Annotated in this window: 14 protein-coding genes and 1 pseudogene; 9 read left to right on the forward strand and 6 right to left on the reverse strand. The window is 68.4% G+C overall.

The features are described 5' to 3' along the window. Window positions 1–69: 69 nt before the first annotated feature. Window positions 70–504: a DUF4307 domain-containing protein gene (locus tag M1M07_RS26695; RefSeq protein ID WP_197257235.1), complete on the reverse strand. Its 435-nt coding sequence runs from the start codon at window positions 502–504 to the stop codon at window positions 70–72. Window positions 505–656: 152 nt separating this feature from the next. Between M1M07_RS26695 and mca the strand changes: the two genes are divergently transcribed. From mca to M1M07_RS26710, 3 genes are read left to right on the forward strand one after another with little or no spacing between them, the layout of a single operon-like run. Further along, the gene (gene mca, locus M1M07_RS26700; RefSeq protein ID WP_197257234.1) at window positions 657–1,535 is read left to right on the forward strand and encodes a mycothiol conjugate amidase Mca; all 879 of its coding nucleotides are present in this window, start codon (window positions 657–659) and stop codon (window positions 1,533–1,535) included. After that, complete coding sequence (locus M1M07_RS26705) at window positions 1,532–1,840, forward strand: hypothetical protein (RefSeq protein ID WP_248676129.1); 309 nt, start codon at window positions 1,532–1,534, stop codon at window positions 1,838–1,840. Before mca ends, M1M07_RS26705 begins: the two co-directional genes overlap by 4 nt. A gap of 50 nt (window positions 1,841–1,890) precedes the next feature. After that, window positions 1,891–3,885 carry a thioredoxin domain-containing protein gene (locus M1M07_RS26710; RefSeq protein ID WP_248676130.1) on the forward strand — a complete coding sequence of 665 codons (1,995 nt, stop codon included), beginning with the start codon at window positions 1,891–1,893 and terminating at the stop codon, window positions 3,883–3,885. A 4-nt stretch (window positions 3,886–3,889) separates the two neighbouring features. Here M1M07_RS26710 and M1M07_RS26715 read toward each other — a convergent pair whose 3' ends face one another. Then, window positions 3,890–4,552: a TetR/AcrR family transcriptional regulator gene (locus M1M07_RS26715; RefSeq protein WP_248676131.1), complete on the reverse strand. Its 663-nt coding sequence runs from the start codon at window positions 4,550–4,552 to the stop codon at window positions 3,890–3,892. 188 nt (window positions 4,553–4,740) lie between these two features. Here M1M07_RS26715 and M1M07_RS26720 point away from each other — a divergent pair, with 188 nt between their 5' ends. Further along, on the forward strand, window positions 4,741–6,825 hold the full coding sequence (locus tag M1M07_RS26720; protein WP_248676132.1) for an ABC transporter permease: 2,085 nt from the start codon (window positions 4,741–4,743) through the stop codon (window positions 6,823–6,825). 78 nt (window positions 6,826–6,903) lie between these two features. Here M1M07_RS26720 and M1M07_RS26725 read toward each other — a convergent pair whose 3' ends face one another. Next, window positions 6,904–7,572, reverse strand: coding sequence for a hemolysin III family protein (locus tag M1M07_RS26725; RefSeq protein WP_197257229.1), 669 nt, complete (start codon window positions 7,570–7,572; stop codon window positions 6,904–6,906). Window positions 7,573–7,731: 159 nt separating this feature from the next. On the opposite strand from M1M07_RS26725, the gene M1M07_RS26730 reads away from it, so the two are divergent. Next, window positions 7,732–8,499, forward strand: a complete 768-nt coding sequence (locus M1M07_RS26730) for an isoprenyl transferase (protein ID WP_197257219.1) — start codon at window positions 7,732–7,734, stop codon at window positions 8,497–8,499. 75 nt (window positions 8,500–8,574) lie between these two features. Here the strand turns inward: M1M07_RS26730 and coaA are convergent, their stop codons facing one another. Further along, window positions 8,575–9,507, reverse strand: a complete 933-nt coding sequence (coaA, locus tag M1M07_RS26735; protein ID WP_197257217.1) for a type I pantothenate kinase — start codon at window positions 9,505–9,507, stop codon at window positions 8,575–8,577. A 175-nt stretch (window positions 9,508–9,682) separates the two neighbouring features. On the opposite strand from coaA, the gene M1M07_RS26740 reads away from it, so the two are divergent. The 3 genes from M1M07_RS26740 to M1M07_RS26750 all read left to right on the forward strand — a co-directional run bounded on the left by M1M07_RS26740 (window position 9,683) and on the right by M1M07_RS26750 (window position 13,875). Beyond that, window positions 9,683–10,873, forward strand: a complete 1,191-nt coding sequence (locus tag M1M07_RS26740) for a DUF885 domain-containing protein (protein ID WP_248676133.1) — start codon at window positions 9,683–9,685, stop codon at window positions 10,871–10,873. Between the two features lie 94 nt (window positions 10,874–10,967). After that, window positions 10,968–12,263 carry a serine hydroxymethyltransferase gene (glyA, locus tag M1M07_RS26745; protein WP_197257213.1) on the forward strand — a complete coding sequence of 432 codons (1,296 nt, stop codon included), beginning with the start codon at window positions 10,968–10,970 and terminating at the stop codon, window positions 12,261–12,263. Between the two features lie 247 nt (window positions 12,264–12,510). After that, window positions 12,511–13,875, forward strand: coding sequence for a PhoH family protein (locus M1M07_RS26750; RefSeq protein ID WP_248676134.1), 1,365 nt, complete (start codon window positions 12,511–12,513; stop codon window positions 13,873–13,875). Between the two features lie 41 nt (window positions 13,876–13,916). Here M1M07_RS26750 and M1M07_RS26755 read toward each other — a convergent pair. After that, window positions 13,917–14,375, reverse strand: a pseudogene (locus tag M1M07_RS26755) (IS30 family transposase); the annotation flags it as partial. A 226-nt stretch (window positions 14,376–14,601) separates the two neighbouring features. Between M1M07_RS26755 and M1M07_RS26760 the strand changes: the two are divergent. Beyond that, window positions 14,602–15,819, forward strand: coding sequence for an IS110 family transposase (locus M1M07_RS26760; protein ID WP_248676135.1), 1,218 nt, complete (start codon window positions 14,602–14,604; stop codon window positions 15,817–15,819). Here M1M07_RS26760 and M1M07_RS26765 read toward each other — a convergent pair. Continuing rightward, complete coding sequence (locus M1M07_RS26765) at window positions 15,807–16,493, reverse strand: IS30 family transposase (RefSeq protein ID WP_248676136.1); 687 nt, start codon at window positions 16,491–16,493, stop codon at window positions 15,807–15,809. The two genes, M1M07_RS26760 and M1M07_RS26765, sit on opposite strands and share 13 nt — an antisense overlap. Window positions 16,494–16,806: the final 313 nt, after the last annotated feature.

Consider the following 16,806-nt stretch of genomic DNA (forward strand, 5'->3'; position numbering starts at 1 on the left):
AAGGGTGGAACCGTGTATCCGACTATTCTAGCACCAACGCGGATCCGGGGACGGAAAGCCGCTGTTCGTTCAGGGCGTGTGCAGATATTCGGGAACGACGAAGCTGCAGCCGTAGATGTCGCCCATGCCGGGGCGCTGAGAGGTCTTCACCGTCGAATTCAGGACGACCGTTCCGGAGTCGGACGGCGGGATCAGCACCTCGCGACGACCGGTCTCCTGGCCGTCCTTCGACCGGGCCCGGATCACGCAGACCGCCTCCTGCGAGGGGTCCCGGCGGGTCACCGTGAACTGGAGGTCGACGGTCGAATCGTCGATGACCTCGAAGGTGATGATCTCCGATTCGATCTCCGACCGGCCGAACTGCAGATACACCACGAACGCCAGGGCCAGACCGACGGCGACACTGATCGCACCGAGAACCCACTTGCGGGTGCGCCGGGACGAACCGCCGGCCGTCGGGTAGCGGCCGGCCGGGTATCTGTCGTTCGCGGTGGTGTTGCTCATCACTTTGCTTTCGTGCCCGTCTGCGCGGGCCCGGGGCCACGGCTGACGGAGGACTGGTCAGGTGGAACTATAGGGGAAGGACCGATGTGCCCCGCCTGCGGTGCCGGGCGCGCGGTCGGACAGAGCACACAACGGCGAGGTGGAGGAAACACGTGAGCGGACTACGGCTCATGGCCGTGCATGCCCATCCCGATGACGAGTCGAGCAAGGGTGCCGCCACAACGGCCCGCTACGCGGCCGAGGGGAACGAGGTCCTGGTCGTCACCCTGACCGGTGGCGAACGCGGCGACATCCTCAACCCGGCCATGGACGTCCCGGGCATCCGCGAGCGCATGGAAGAGGTGCGCCGCGAGGAGATGGCCGAGGCCGCCCGAATCCTCGGGGTGCAGCACCGCTGGCTCGGTTTCGTCGACTCCGGCCTGCCCGAGGGCGACCCCAAGCCCCCGCTGCCCGAAGGCTGCTTCGCGCTCGTTCCGCTCGAAGAACCCACCCGCAAGCTCGTCCAGGTCATTCGCGAGTTCCGCCCGCACGTCATGACCACCTACGACGAGAACGGGGGCTACCCGCACCCCGACCACATCCGCTGCCACGAGGTGTCGATGGCCGCCTACGAGGCCGCCGCCGATCCCGACTACCACCCCGAGGACGGCGAGCCGTGGAAGGTTCGCAAGCTGTACTACTCGCACGGCTTCATCCGCCGGCGCATCGAGCTGTTCCGCGACGAGTACGAACGGCGCGGTGAACGCTTCCCGATGGAGGAATGGCTCAACCGCTGGCGCACCGAACAAGGCGACATCATGGCGCGCGTGACCACCCAGATCACCTGCGGCGACTACTTCCCGCAACGTGACGACGCGCTGCGCGCGCACGCGACGCAGATCGACCCCAACGGATCGTTCTTCGCGATTCCCCTGGACATTCAGCAGAAGGTGTGGCCGACCGAAGAATTCGAGTTGGCCAAGACCCGCGTGCACACGGTGATCCCCGAGTCGGATCTGTTCGCGGGCATCGAGGACGGACGAGTGCGATGACGATCGGCATGCTGGCAGCGGACGTTCTGGCGCAGGACCCCGCAGGCCCCGAGTTCGGCAAGGCGTCCCCGGTCGGGCTGGCGCTGATCGTCGTCCTGCTCGTCGCGACGGCACTGCTCATCCGGAACATGAACAAGCGGATCGGCAAGCTGCCCGAGACGTTCCGGCCCGAGCATCCCGAGCCCGATCAGGCCGCCGACGAGGGCACCGACCGGGGCGCGGCCACCGCGCCGGGCACGGAGAAGACCGCGCCCGAGATCGAGGGCACCGAAAAGACCGAAAAGAAGGGGTCCGAGAGCAAATAGCTCTCGCTTGTCACGAGCCCCACGCTGCCCGGCGTGGCAGGCTCGGAAGCATGGCCAACCGCCTCCGCCACAGCACCTCGCCCTACCTTCAGCAGCACGCCGACAACCCGGTGCACTGGCAGGAATGGACCGACGCGGCTCTCGCCGAGGCGCGGGAGCGCGACGTGCCGATCCTGCTGTCCATCGGCTACGCGGCATGCCACTGGTGTCACGTGATGGCGCACGAGTCGTTCGAGGACGAGGCGACCGCGGCCGTCATGAACGAGAACTTCGTGTGCATCAAGGTCGACCGGGAGGAACGACCCGATCTGGACGCGGTGTACATGAACGCCACCGTCGCCACGACGGGGCACGGCGGCTGGCCGATGACGTGCTTCCTCACCGCCGACGGTGCCCCGTTCTATTGCGGCACCTACTACCCGAACGTCGCGCGTGGCGGCATGCCGTCGTTCACCGAACTGCTCCAGGCCGTCACCCACACCTGGCGGACCCGCCGCGATGACGTGGCCGGCGCGGCCGGTGCGATCGTGGCGGAACTGCAGCGCAGCAGCAGCGGGCTGCCGGAGGGGGCCCGGCCCGTCGACGCCGCGCTGCTCGACGTGGTCGCCGGCACGGTCGCCGCCGACGAGGACCGCACCCACGGCGGGTTCGGGGGCGCTCCGAAGTTCCCACCGTCGGCGCTGCTCGAAGGGCTGCTGCGCAGCTACGAACGCAGCGGAACGGCGGAGACGCTCGCGGTCGTCGAACGGACGGCCGACGCGATGGCACGCGGCGGCATCCACGACCGGCTCGCCGGGGGTTTCGCCCGGTACAGCGTCGACGCGGCCTGGGTGGTGCCGCACTTCGAGAAGATGCTCTACGACAACGCGCTGCTACTGCGGGTGTACGCCCACCTCGCACGCATCACCGGGCGGGACGCGACGCGGCGCGTCGCCGAGGGCATCGCGGGGTTCCTGCTGCGGGACCTGGGCACCGCCGAAGGCTGCTTCGCCTCCGCCCTCGACGCCGACACCGCAGGCGTCGAAGGCCTGACGTACGTGTGGACACCGGCGCAGTTGATCGAGGTCCTCGGCCCGGACGACGGCGCGTGGGCCGCGCGGCTCTACGAGGTCACCGAGGCCGGCACGTTCGAAGACGGTATGTCGGTGCTGCAGTTGCCGTCGGACCCCGACGACGCCGAACGCGCCGAGCGGGTGCGCGCGCGGCTGTTCGAGGCCCGGCAGTCCCGGCCGCAACCGGGACGCGACGACAAGGTCGTCACGGCCTGGAACGCATTCGCCGTCACCGCACTCGCCGAGGCCGGCGCCGCCTTCGGGCGCGCGGACTGGATCGACGCCGCCGCGACCTGCGCGCGTCGCCTTCTGGAGACGCACCTCGTCGACGGGAGGCTGCGGCGCGCGTCGCTCGGTGGTGTCGTCGGCGCACCCGTCGGCGTGCTCGAGGACCACGGAGCCCTGGTCACCGCGTTGCTCGCGCTGTATCAGGCGACCGGCGACCCGTCGTGGATCGCACCGGCCCGCGACCTGGCCGACATCGCGCTCGCGCATTTCGCCGACCCTGAGCAGCCGGGCAGCTGGTTCGACACCGCCGACGACGCGGAGACGCTCGTCGCCCGGCCCCGCGACCCGATCGACGGCGCCACCCCGTCGGGCGCGGCGCTCGTAACCGAGGCGCTGCTGACGCTGTCCGCGGCGGTCGAGGACGGCGGTCGCTACCGGGAGGCCGCCGACGCGGCGCTCGCCACCGCCGCATTGCTGCTCGAACGGGCACCCCGATCGGCCGGGCACTGGCTCACGGTCGCCGAGGCCGCGGTGCGCGGTCCGATCCAGGTGGCCGTCGTCGGCGGGGGAGAGCTGCTCGACGTCGCGCGGCGGACGGCTCCGGGCGGATCGCTCGTGGTGGGCGGTGAACCTGAGTCGTCGCCGCTGTTCGCCGGTCGGTTCCTCGTCGACGGAGCGCCGGCGGCCTATGTGTGCCGCGGGTTCGTGTGCGATCGGCCGGTGATCTCGGTGTCGGACCTGCGCGCCGCGCTGGCCGTCGGGTGACCGATCAGGCCCACGCGGACGTGGTGCGGTAGCCGAGGAAGTCGCCCGCGCTGGTGACCGGGGCTTCGAGCATGCCCGTGCACGCGTCGATGAGGAAGTTGGCGAACCCGGTCCAGTCCGGCTCCACGTCCTCTCGTTCGAGCCGTTCCTCGTAGTCGGCGCACGCGTCGATGACCAACCGTCCCAGCAGCCACGAACGCCCGGTGTACACCGAGTCCGGGAGCTCGGACACGTATGCCCGGACCCGCTGGACGAGATCCTCCACGATCGGGTCCGCGATGGTGTTCGCGGCGACGGTCTCGACCATCGACGGCACGGTCCTGAGCTGCTGGAGGAACCGTGCCCGCCAGCTCGGGACGGGCATCGACGCGAGCTGATCGGTGAAGGGAATGATCAAGCAGCCCAACAGGTCCCGCAGTGCCGGGTCGGGTCCCAGCAGTGCGACGAGTTCTCTGCGCCGGGCTGCGGCGTCCTCGGAATAACGGAGGAGCGTGGCGCGCACGAGTTCGTCCCGGCTGCCGAAGTGGTAGCTCACGGCGGAGTGGTTCGCGTTGCCCGCGTGTTCGGCGATGCGCCGGTTCGACACCGCGTCGACCCCGAAGGTGGCGAACAGTTCCTCCGCCGAATCGAGCAGTGCTCGTCGTGCTTGGTCGCCGTAACTGCCCACGATTGGTCCCGTCGCTTTCTCTCGCTCGGGTCACAGTGTGCCCCGACGCCGAGTGGGACGAAGGTCACCACGGCTCGGCTTGGCCACTTTAAGACACTCGGCGTAACTTTTTAAGTCAACCAGCGTATTTTTCCGGGCCGGGCCGTGGAGACGACCGGGTCGCCGGAGGGCATCGAGGAGTCCCCGAATTGACCGACACCATCACGCTCGAGAAGAACGACCCGCCGGGCGGCGAACCCACCGAGGCCGACCTCGCCCGCGCCCGTAAGGAACACATCGGGCGCTACGTCGCGATCTTCGTGATGCCGTTCCTGATGGTCGGGATGATGATCACCGGGTACCTGTACGCGATGCACGCCCCGGCTCCGCGCGACATGCCGATCGCGGTCGCCGGTCCCACCCAGCAGGCCTACGACTTCGCGCGTGCGCTCGAGGACGCGGATCCGGACGCCGTCGACGTCCGGATCGTCGCCGACGACGCGGCTGCGCGCGATCTCGTGCTGGCGCGTGAGGTCTCCGGTGCGGTCTCGCTGTCCGACGCCGGCACCGCCACCGTCTACACCGCGGGCGCGGCGGGAGCGTCGCAGTCGTCGCTGGTCACCGGACTGCTGGCCCCGCAGGTCCTCGGACAGGGTCTCGACCTCACCGCCCGGGACCTCGCTCCGCTGCCGGAGAACGACATGGCCGGCCTGGGCGTCATGTTCATGGCGCAGGCACTCATGCTCGCGGGCTACATGCCGCTGAGCATCATGCTGTCCAACTCCCCGGAGTTGCTGCGGTTCCGCCGCATCGTGCCGTTGCTCGCCGGATGGTCCGTCCTGATCGGCAGCCTCGTGTGGCTCGTCGCCGGGCCGATCCTCGGCGTGATCCAGGGCCACACCGCGACCGTGCTGGGAATCTGCTGGCTCTCCATCTTCGCCGTGGGCTCGGTGCAGCTGTTCCTGACCCGGATCCTCGGACCGATGGCGGTCCTGGCGGGCATGCTCTTCGTCATGGTTCTCGGCGTCCCCGCCTCGAACCTGGGCATGTCGGTCTACTCGTTGCCGTCGATCTACTCGAGCCTGCACGGCTTCCTGCCGACCGCGGCCGCGGGGGAGTCGCTGAGGTCGGTCCTGTACTTCGGTGGGGAAGGACTCGGTGGCCACCTTATGGTCCTGGTCCTCGGTGCCGTGCTCGCCCTCGCCGCGACCCTCGGTGTCGACGCCCTGAAGCGTCGCCGCAACCCCGATGCGGGGGACCCCGAGATCACGATGCCCTCGCTCACCAACGGGCCGCGTCCCGAAAGCGATCGGGTCCGCTACCTCACCCTGGCGTTCTTCCCCTTCGCCATGGTCGTGCTGATGCTCTCGATCATGCTCGGCGCGATGTACCAGCCGACGCCGCGCGCGATGCCGGTGACCGTGGTCGCCGGGACGACCGAGCAGGCCGGCCAGGTGGTCGCAGGGCTCGAGCAGAACATGGCTGGTCTGTTCGACCTGCGCACCTCCGACTCGCTCGACGAGGCACGCGCCGAGGTGCAGGACCGCACGATCGTGGCGGCCTTCGTCCTGCCGTCCGCCGCGTCGCCCACCGCGACCCTGATCACCAACGAGGCTGCCGGCATGAGCCAGCAGCAGGTCGTGCAGCGGGTCTTCGACCAGGTGGCCGGCGGCATGCAGGTGCCCCTCACCGTGGAGAACGTCGCCCCGCTGCCGGACTCCGACACGATGGGCACGGTCACGCTCTACGTCGCGATGGGCTGGATCATGTCCGGTTTCATGGTGGTCGTCGTGGCCGGCGGTGCGCAGCCCGCCGCCATGGTCCTGCGGCGCATGCTGCCCATCGCCGCCGGATGGGCGCTGTTCATGCCGGCCGTGCTCTGGGTGATCGCCGACCCCATCACCGGAGCGGTCGACGGGCACTTCCTGCCGCTGTGGGGAGTGGGGATCGTCGCGACGTTCACGACCTCGATGTTCACCCTGGCGCTGCACCGCCTGTTCGGGCTGCTCGCCGTCATCCCCGCGGTCGGGACCTTGATGTTCCTCGGCGTGCCGGCCTCGAACGGCGCGATGTCGATGTACATGACGCCGGAGATCTTCAAGTTCCTGCACGGCGTGCTGCCGATGCCGGCGGCGGTGGAGTCGGTCCGCTCGATCCTGTACTTCGGCGGCGACGCCGTCGGGTCGCACCTGGTCACCTTCGTGATGTGGGGTGTGGTGTCGCTGCTGTTCGTCGTCGCGCTCGATGCCGTCCGGTCACGGAAGGAACTCGCCGAGCAGGCGACCGACGCCTGAACCGCCCCGAATTCCGCAGAACCCCGACCGGCACATCTCGCCGGCCGGGGTTCTCCGGTTCGGGCGGACACGGCCGGTTCAGGCGAACACGACGAGCCAGACCGCGACCGCATGACACAGTGCCGCGAGCACGGTGGCGGCGTGGAAGAACTCGTGATGCCCGAACGTGTGCGGCCACGGGTTCGGCCATTTCGTCGCGTACAGCACCGCGCCGACGCTGTAGAGGATGCCGCCGATCAGCAGGAGCAGCATCGGGACCAGCCCGGCCGTGTCGACCACCGTGCCGGCGACCGGGACGATCGCCCAGCCGAGCAGCAGATACAGGGGCACGCCGACCCAGCGAGGAGCGGTCGGCCACAGCATCTTCAGCGCCACACCCGCCACCGCGCCCGACCACACCACGATCAGGAGGGTGCGGCCGGTGTCCGGCGGGAGGGCGAGGGTCGCGAACGGGGTGTAACTGCCGGCGATGAACAGGAAGATCATCGAGTGGTCGGCGCGCTTCATCCACATGCGGGCGCGGGGATCGTGCCAGTGCACCCGGTGATAGAGGGCGCTGACGCCGAACACCCCGCACACCGTGAGGCTGTAGATCGCGGTCGCGATGCCCGCGGGTGGTTCGGCGATGGTTGCGGCCAGGGCGACGAGCACGATGCCCGCGATCACCGAGACGGCGAACGCCCACAGATGGATCCATCCCCGCAGGCGCGGCTTCACCGGCAGTTCGTCGATCCCGAACACCGCCATAGGCCCGACCCCCTTCGTACTGCTCGGTAACCTACGCAACCGTAGGTTCTTGCTGGAATGTCACGTTACCCCTGTGCCGCCCGCGCCGCGTGTGGGTGTGACCACCATCGCGACCGGAGGGTCCGGTGGGCGTAGTGTGACCCCCGTGGTGATGTCGGGGTGAATGCGCGCGGGGTGTTGTATCAGCTGTACGAACGGCGTCTGCTGCGCCAACTCGAAGGTGCTCAGCACCCGCGGCACGTCGCTGTCATGTGTGACGGCAACCGTCGCTGGGCCCGGGAGAACGGTTTCACCGACGTCAGTCACGGCCACCGTGCCGGCGCCCGCAAGATCGCCGAGTTGCTCCGCTGGTGCGACGCGGCGGGCATCGAGACCGCGACGATTTATCTGCTGTCCACGGAGAACCTGCGCCGCGAACCCGAGGAACTCGACGTCCTGATCGAGATCATCACCGACGTCGTGGAGGAGATCTCCGGGCCGGAGCAGAACTGGAGCGTCAAGATCGTCGGCACGCTGGAGTTGCTGCCCGAGGAGCAGGCCCGCCGGCTCAGCGAGGCCGCCTGCCGCACCGAAGGACGCACCGGCACCCACGTCAACGTCGCCGTCGGCTACGGCGGGCGGCAGGAGATCGTCGACGCCGTCCAGTCGCTGCTGCGGGAGAAGCAGGCCGCCGGGCTGTCCGGTGAGGAACTGATCGAGTCCGTCACCGTCGACGCCGTCGACGGGCACCTCTACACCTCCGGCCAGCCCGACCCCGACCTCGTCATCCGGACGTCGGGGGAGCAGCGGTTGTCCGGGTTCCTGCTGTGGCAGAGCGCGTATTCGGAGATCTGGTTCACCGAGGCCTACTGGCCGGAATTCCGTCGCGTCGACTTCCTGCGCGCCCTACGCGATTTCGCTGCCCGGCACCGCCGTTTCGGGGCGTAGCGCCCGGTAGCCGCACCCGTGCCCGTGCGCGTTTTCGGTAGCAGCCGCTACCGAAAACGCGCACGAGGGCGGGGGTCAGAGCTTGCGCAGCCGCAGCCGGTTGATGGCGTGGTCGGCGTCCTTGCGCAGCACCAGCGTCGCGCGCGGACGGGTCGGCAGGATGTTCTCGACCAGGTTCGGCAGGTTGATCGAGTGCCAGATCTCCTTGGCCGCGTTCACCGCATCGCGATCGGACAGGTTCGCGTAGTGGTGGAAGTGCGCGTCCGGATTCGCGAAGGATGTCTTGCGGAGCGCGAGAAACCGTTCCACGTACCACTTTTCGATGTCCTCGATGCGGGCGTCGACGTAGATCGAGAAGTCGAACAGGTCCGAGACCATCAGGCGCGGACCGGTCTGCAGGACGTTGAGGCCCTCGATGATGAGGATGTCCGGCTGCCGAACCACGTGGTACTGACCGGGAATCACGTCGTACGAGATGTGCGAGTACACCGGCGCCGCGACCTCTGCGGCCCCGGACTTGACCTCCGTCACGAAACGGAGCAGCTTCCGGCGGTCGTAGCTCTCGGGAAAACCCTTGCGGTGCATGATGTTCCGACGGATAAGCTCTTTGGTCGGATACAGGAATCCGTCGGTGGTGACCAGGTCGACCCGGGGGTGGTGGTCCCAGCGCGCGAGCAGTGCCTGCAGCACACGCGCGGTGGTGGACTTGCCGACGGCGACCGAACCGGCGACCCCGATCACGAACGGCACCTGCTGGTCCGGGTGTTTCTCCCCGAGGAACGTCGCGGTCGCGGCGAACAACCGCTGCCGGGCCGCGACCTGGAGGTGGATCAACCGCGACAGCGGCAGGTACACCTCGGCGACCTCCGCGAGATCGATCTGCTCGCCGAGGCCGCGCAGGCCGATGAGTTCGTCCTCGGTGAGCACCAGCGGCGTCGCCTTGCGCAGCGTCCGCCACTGCTTGCGGTCGAACTCGACGTACGGGCTCGGCTCGCTCAGACGTGCCATCGACACGGTCCTTCCGTGGCTAGCGAACCGGCGGTGCAGCCCGGGTGCGGCTTGCGACGAAGGAAGTCCATGCACCGAATTGTGCGCGCTGCCACAGGGGCGTGTCCGCCCGGGGTCCCGCATCGGAGTGTCCGGCCCCGTCGCGACGCCGCACGAACGACTAGTGTTCGAAAGCATGGGATCGGACGGTTTCGTGCGTGAATATCTGCTGCTCGGCCTCGCTTTCGACCGGCTCGAGGAGGGCTTCGTCGACGCGTACACCGGCGACGCGTCGCTGCGTCGCCAGGTGGAGAACGCGCCGAAACCGGATCCCCGTGACCTATCCCACACTGCGAACCGGCTCCGCGCGGAACTGGCGGGCGCCGGATTGTCCGACGAACGCACCCGGTTCCTCGACGTGCACCTGCGCGCCATGGAGTGCTCGGCGCGCAAATTCGCAGGTGAGGACATAGCTTTCGTCGACGAGGTCGAGGCGTACTTCGACGTGCGCATCGCCCCCGGCAACGAGGACGACTACCGCGACGCGCATCGTCGTCTCGACGCGCTGCTCCCCGGATCGGGACCGCTCGCCGAACGCCTGCAGGCTCACCGCAAGAGCGAGAACGTGCCCGCCGACCGCCTCGCCGAGTGCGTCGAGGCGTTCTCCAGCGCACTGCGCGACAAGGTTCGGGCCGTGTACCCGCTGCCGGAGGCCGAGCAGATCGAATACGAGGTGGTCGGCGACAAACCGTGGTCGGGTTTCAACTACTACCTGGGGAACTACCGCTCCCGCGTGGCGATCAACTCCGACCTCGAGCAGCACATGTCGCACCTGCCGCGCCTGATCGCGCACGAGGCGTACCCGGGTCACCACACCGAACACTGTCGCAAGGAAGCCGGTCTGGTCGCCGGCGGGCAGGCCGAGCAGACGCTGTTCCTGGTGAACACCCCGCAGTGCCTCATGGCGGAGGGCCTGGCCGACCTCGCGCTCGAGGCGATCGTCGGCCCGGGATGGGGCCGGTGGGCTCAGGAGATCTACGCCGACCTCGGCCTGCGTTTCGACGGCGAACTGGCGGAGCAGCTGCACGAGGCGTCCGCAGGCCTGCTGTCGGTGCGTCAGGATGCCGCGCTGCTGCTGCACGACCGCGGTCGCAGCCACGACGACGTCGCCGCGTTCCTGCAGCGTTGGTCGCTGTCGACCCCGGAACGGGCACGGCAGTCGCTGCGATTCCTGTCCTCGCCGCTGTGGCGCGCGTACATCAGCACGTATGTGGAGGGTTACCGGCTGCTCGGCGGCTGGCTCGAGCGGGTTCCGGCCGGTGCCGAGCGTGCCGAACGGTTCCGCAGGCTGCTCGACGAACCGCTGGTGCCGAGTTCGCTGCGGTGACCTCGATCACGGCGGGGTCCCGGGTTCCTGATTTCGGGATGCGCTTCGTAGACTGGAGGTCGTATCCTGCCGCCCCCAGCTTGGAGAATCCTCGATGACCACCGTGCCTGGCACCGACGTCAACACTGCCTCGCTCGCCGATCTCGACCCGGAAGTCGCGCAGGCGATGGCGGGTGAGTTGTCCCGTCAGCGCGACACCCTCGAGATGATCGCGTCGGAGAACTTCGTTCCGCGCGCCGTGCTGCAGGCCCAGGGCAGCGTGCTGACCAACAAGTACGCCGAGGGCTACCCGGGTCGCCGCTACTACGGCGGCTGCGAGAACGTCGACATCGTCGAGGACCTCGCGCGCAACCGCGCCAAGGAACTGTTCGGTGCCGAGTTCGCGAACGTGCAGCCGCACTCCGGCGCCCAGGCGAACGCCGCGGTGCTCATGGCGCTGATGACGCCGGGCGAGAAGCTCCTCGGCCTCGACCTCGCGCACGGTGGCCACCTCACCCACGGCATGAAGCTGAACTTCTCCGGCAAGCTGTACGACGTCGCGTCCTACGGGGTCAGCAAGGAAGACCACCGTATCGACATGGACGAGGTCCGCGACATCGCGCTGCGGGAGAAGCCGAAGGTCATCGTCGCCGGCTGGTCGGCGTACCCGCGTCACGAGGACTTCGCCGCGTTCCGGTCGATCGCGGACGAGGTCGGCGCCTACCTGTGGGTCGACATGGCGCACTTCGCCGGTCTGGTCGCTGCCGGCCTGCACCCGTCGCCCGTGCCCTACGCCGACGTCGTGTCCACCACCGTGCACAAGACCCTCGGCGGACCCCGCTCGGGTCTGATCCTGGCCAAGCAGGAGTGGGCCAAGAAGATCAACTCCGCGGTGTTCCCGGGCCAGCAGGGCGGACCGCTCATGCACGCGATCGCCGCGAAGGCCGTCGCCCTGAAGATCGCCGCCGGCGAGGAGTTCAAGGATCGTCAGCGGCGCACGCTCTCCGGCGCGAAGATCCTCGCCGAGCGCCTGTCGCAGGCGGACGTCGCCGACAAGGGCATCTCCGTGCTCACCGGTGGCACCGACGTGCACCTGGTGCTGGTGGACCTGCGCAACTCGGAGCTCGACGGCCAGCAGGGTGAGGACGCGCTGCACGAGGTCGGCATCACCGTCAACCGCAACGCCGTGCCGTTCGACCCGCGCCCGCCGATGGTCACCTCCGGCCTGCGCATCGGCACCCCGGCCCTCGCGACCCGCGGATTCGGCGACGAGCAGTTCACCGAGGTCGCCGAGATCATCGCGCAGACCCTGATCGGTGGCGCCGACGTCGACGCGCTGCGCGCCCGCGTCAGCAAGCTGGCTCAGGATGTGCCGCTGTACCAGGGCCTGGAGGACTGGACGCTCATCTGATCGCCCGCCTGCGTTAACGCATTCTTCACCGACACGCCCCGCGCTCATCGAGCGTTCGGGGCGTGTCGGCGTTAGCGTCGACGTTGTAGCCGACACAGTTGCCGGTTACACGGGAGGTCCTGGTCGTGGCTGAGGCAATCAGTGCGAGGGGCCGGCACCCGGCCCTCGTGTCCGTAGCGGACACCCGGGACGACCGGCCCACCGAGAAAGACACTTGCGTGGTGCCGCGCAGGTCTAGGAGCCTCACGTGACCGCAACACGCTCCGTCCCCGCTCGCACCGGCGATCGCTCCGCGAAGTCCGCTGCGAAGAAGTCCCCGGTCCGCACGTACGTGCTGGACACTTCGGTGTTGCTCTCCGATCCGTGGGCGGTGACCCGCTTCGCAGAACACGAGGTGGTGCTCCCCCTGGTGGTGATCGGGGAACTGGAGGGCAAACGGCATCATCACGAACTGGGCTGGTTCGCACGCGAATCGCTTCGGCTGCTCGACGATCTGCGCCTCGAGCACGGTCGTCTCGACCAGCCGATCCCGATCGGTGACGCCGGCGGCACCCTCCACGTGGAGCTGAACCACACCGACCCGTCGGTGTTGCCCGCCGGGTTCCGCACCGACGACAACGATTCCAGGATCCTGGCGTGCGCGCTCAATCTCGCGGTCGGCGGCCGGGACGTGGTGCTGGTCAGCAAGGACATCCCGTTGCGGGTGAAGGCGGGCGCCGCGGGTCTGCCCGCCGACGAGTACCACGCGCAGGACGTGGTGATCTCCGGTTGGACGGGCATGACCGAACTCGACGTGGACCGGTCCGTGATCGACACCCTGTTCTCCGAGGGAGTCATCGACCTCGACGAGGCGCGGGATCTTCCGTGCCACACGGGAATCCGGATGCTCGGTGGGGCGTCGAGCGCGTTGGGCCGGGTGACTCCGGACAAGCGGGTGCAGCTGGTGCGCGGCGACCGCGAGGCCTTCGGGCTGCACGGACGTTCCGCGGAACAACGTGTGGCGCTGGACCTTCTGCTCGACGATTCGGTCGGCATCGTGTCCCTCGGTGGGAAGGCCGGCACCGGCAAATCGGCGCTCGCGTTGACCGCCGGGCTGGAAGCGGTGCTCGAGCGGCGCACCCAGCGCAAGGTCGTGGTGTTCCGCCCGCTCTACGCGGTCGGCGGCCAGGATCTCGGCTACCTGCCGGGCAGCGAGAGCGAGAAGATGGGACCGTGGGCGCAGGCGGTCTTCGACACCCTCGACGGCCTGGCCAGCCCCGCCGTGATGGACGAAGTGATCAGCCGCGGCATGCTGGAGGTGTTGCCGCTCACGCATATTCGCGGCCGGTCGCTGCACGACTCGTTCGTGATCGTGGACGAGGCGCAGTCCCTCGAGCGCAACGTGCTGCTCACGGTGCTCTCACGGCTGGGGTCCGGTTCGCGGGTCGTGCTCACCCACGACGTCGCGCAGCGCGACAACCTGCGTGTGGGTCGTCACGACGGCGTCGCCGCGGTCATCGAGAAACTCAAGGGGCACCCGCTGTTCGCGCACGTGACCCTCACGCGCAGCGAGAGGTCGCCGATCGCCGCGCTGGTCACCGAGATGCTCGAGGAATTCGCCCCCGGCGCCTGAAATCCGTTGGGTGATGGGACATCCATCCGGTCTCGGCGGTTTCAAGCGGCCGATGCAACGAGCTCGGCGAATGCTTCCGTTGGTGTCCGCCAGCCTAGCGTTCGCCGAGGCCGGCCGTTGAGTTCGTCCTGCACCCGCTGCAGGTCCTCGACGGTGTGCACGGACAGGTCGGTGCCCTTCGGGAAGTACTGACGCAGTAATCCGTTCGTGTTTTCGTTGGTGCCGCGTTGCCACGGCGAATGCGGATCACAGAAGTAGACGGCGACGTCGGTGGCCAGGGTGATCTGGGCATGCAAACCCATCTCGATGCCCTGATCCCAGGTCACCGACCGTCGCATCATCTGCGGCATCGACTCGATCGCCGCGATCATCGCATCGCGCACCCCGGCCAGGTCCCGCACCCGGGGCAGGTGCAGCAACAGCACGTGCCGGGTGGTGCGCTCGACGAGGGTGCCGATCGCCGACCCGTTGCGGGCACCCATGATCAGATCGCCCTCCTTACGTTGTAGCGGTGGGCGACATCAGGGTCCGGACATAAGGTCCTGATCGCTCTCCTTGGGACAGCGGGTATGGCTGAGATCGCCCTGCCGCAACGACGGCTCACTGGGAATGGCCACCCGCTGTCCTACTGCCAGCTCGACCGCTCATTGAGACTCGCGCACCGATCGTTGGGTAAGGACGTGCCGGCGCGGCTGTCAGGCAAGGAGACGCCCAGTAGGGACGACGATGGGGAGGGACTTCGTGAGCGAACTATGGGTAGGCATCGACGCCGGGAAACGCGCCCATCACTGCGTCGCGATCGACGCAGCAGGATCCGTGGTGTTGTCCAAGAGGATCGTCAACGACGAAAGTGCCCTCCTCGACCTGATCGCGGCAGTGCTCGCCACGGCGAACGGCGATCCCGTGGTCTGGGCCACCGACCTGAACACCGGTGGGCCGGCGCTGTTGCTCGCCTTGCTCGAAGCACACGGCCAGCAGGTGCTCTACATTCCCGGGCGGATCGTGCACCACGCCGCAGCGACCTATCGCGGGGACGGCAAGACCGACGCGAAGGACGCACGGATCATCGCCGACCAGGCCCGCATGCGCAGGGATCTTGGGCCTGTCCGAGCCGCCGACCAGATCAGCACCGATCTGCGACTGCTCACCTCGCATCGCACGGACTTGATCTACGACCGGGTCCGGATGATCAATCGCCTGCGGGCACTGCTGCTGGAGTACTTTCCCGCTCTCGAAGCGGCCTTCGACTACTCCAAGAAGGCGCCGTTGGTCCTGTTGAGTGGATTCCAGACAGCAGAGGCCATCCGACGCATGGGCGAAAGCCGGCTCGCGACGTGGCTGCGCAAACGCGGCTGCCGCAACAGTTCTCAGATGGCGGCCAAGGCGGTCGCCGCCGCGCACGCCCAGGACACCACGTTGCGCACCCAGCCGACGGGTGCAGCGCTCGTAGCACGCATGGCAGCCAAGATCACGGCACTCGACCTGGAGATCGCCGAGATCGATGCAACGATCACCGAACGGTTCGCCGCGCACCGTGACGCCGAGATCTTGACCAGCATGCCCGGCTTCGGCACCGTGCTGGCGGCGACCTTCCTGGCCAACACCGGCGGTGATCTGAGCGCATTCGGAACCGCCGACCGGCTCGCCTCGGTGGCCGGGGTGGCTCCTGCTCCCCGCGACTCGGGCAGGATCAGCGGCAACCACCACCGGCCCCGTCGCTTCAATCGGCGTTTGATGCGCACCTGCTACCTCGCCGCGCTGTCGAGTCTGAAGAGCAGTCCGTCCTCACGCAGGTTCTACGACCGCAAACGTTCCGAGGGTAAGAGTCACAAGCAGGCATTGATCGCGCTTGCACGCCGACGAATCGCTACCTTGTGGGCGATGCTGCGCGACCGCACCCACTACCAGGAGCCGGACCCGGTCAACCTCGCTCAAGCTGCTTGACAACAGCATTGAGATTCCCAGTGCCCGGGCACGGCCCGATCCTCGATCTCCGCCGGCCGCTCGGAAATCAGGATCTTCTCGCCCAGGTACCGGGCCGTCGACGGCACCCGGCCGTGCGTCTTGCGCGGGACCCGTCCGGACCGCAACGCCGCCGACAGTTCCTTGCGGAGTTCACCTTTGGCCAGAACGTAGACGCACTGATAGATCGTCTCGTGGGACACACGCATCTCCGGTCGGTCGGGGAACTCGACCACCAGTCTCGCCGAGATCTGCTGGGGCGACCATCGCAGCTTCAGCTTCGCCAGCACCCACCGCCACAACTGCGGGTTGTCCATCAGCTTGAGGGTCTTCGGGCGTAGTGTCCGCTCCCAGGCCCGCCGGTGCGCCGACACCGCCCGGTAGGTGCCGTCCTTGTTGCTGTTGCGGGCGAGCTCGCGGCTGATCACCGACTTGTCCCGGCCGATCCGGTCCCCGATCTGCTGCAGGGTCTCGCCCAGTGCCCGCCCGATCGCGATCTCCTCGCGTTCGGCCAGGCACAGGGCGCGTCCGCCGGGCTGCCAGTCCGGAGCCCGGCGGACGATCCGGTTGAACTCGTCCTCCCAGCGTCGGCCCGTCACGTGGGCCACCCCCGCCGCCGCCGATGCCGTCCTGAGCGAGCCACCTTCTTCGCGCACGGCGAAGAACCTAGCGCGCAACTCGTCGCTCGTCCGTATGCCCGGTCGACCCATCAGTGTCATCTCCCCATGTCAGGGAGCCTGTTGCATCCACCACTTGAGATCGCCCTCACCGGGTGGATGTTCCCATCCTGCGGGTTCGTGGTCGGTCAGGCGGGGCCGAGCTCGGCCTCGAGGACCTCCTGGCCCGAGTTGGCTCATTTCGTTAGTGCGTGAGTCAGGACCCCGAAATCCGGTCGAGCAGGGCCTGCAGGTCGGCATCGACCTGCGGCGGGAAGGTGTGCCGGGTGCCGTTGATCGCGATGGTCGCCGA

Source organism: Rhodococcus sp. HM1 (assembly GCF_023218075.1).
In the GTDB taxonomy this organism is placed as follows: domain Bacteria; phylum Actinomycetota; class Actinomycetes; order Mycobacteriales; family Mycobacteriaceae; genus Rhodococcus.

Excerpts from the sequence above, each read along its gene's own strand:
- M1M07_RS26705 (WP_248676129.1), top strand. The coding sequence starts at position 1,532 with ATGACGATCGGCATGCTGGCAGCGGACGTTCTGGCGCAGGACCCCGCA.
- glyA (WP_197257213.1), top strand. The coding sequence starts at position 10,968 with ATGACCACCGTGCCTGGCACCGACGTCAACACTGCCTCGCTCGCCGAT.
- M1M07_RS26725 (WP_197257229.1), bottom strand. The coding sequence starts at position 7,572 with ATGGCGGTGTTCGGGATCGACGAACTGCCGGTGAAGCCGCGCCTGCGG.
- M1M07_RS26695 (WP_197257235.1), bottom strand. The coding sequence starts at position 504 with ATGAGCAACACCACCGCGAACGACAGATACCCGGCCGGCCGCTACCCG.
- M1M07_RS26710 (WP_248676130.1), top strand. The coding sequence starts at position 1,891 with ATGGCCAACCGCCTCCGCCACAGCACCTCGCCCTACCTTCAGCAGCAC.
- M1M07_RS26740 (WP_248676133.1), top strand. The coding sequence starts at position 9,683 with ATGGGATCGGACGGTTTCGTGCGTGAATATCTGCTGCTCGGCCTCGCT.
- M1M07_RS26760 (WP_248676135.1), top strand. The coding sequence starts at position 14,602 with ATGGGGAGGGACTTCGTGAGCGAACTATGGGTAGGCATCGACGCCGGG.
- coaA (WP_197257217.1), bottom strand. The coding sequence starts at position 9,507 with ATGGCACGTCTGAGCGAGCCGAGCCCGTACGTCGAGTTCGACCGCAAG.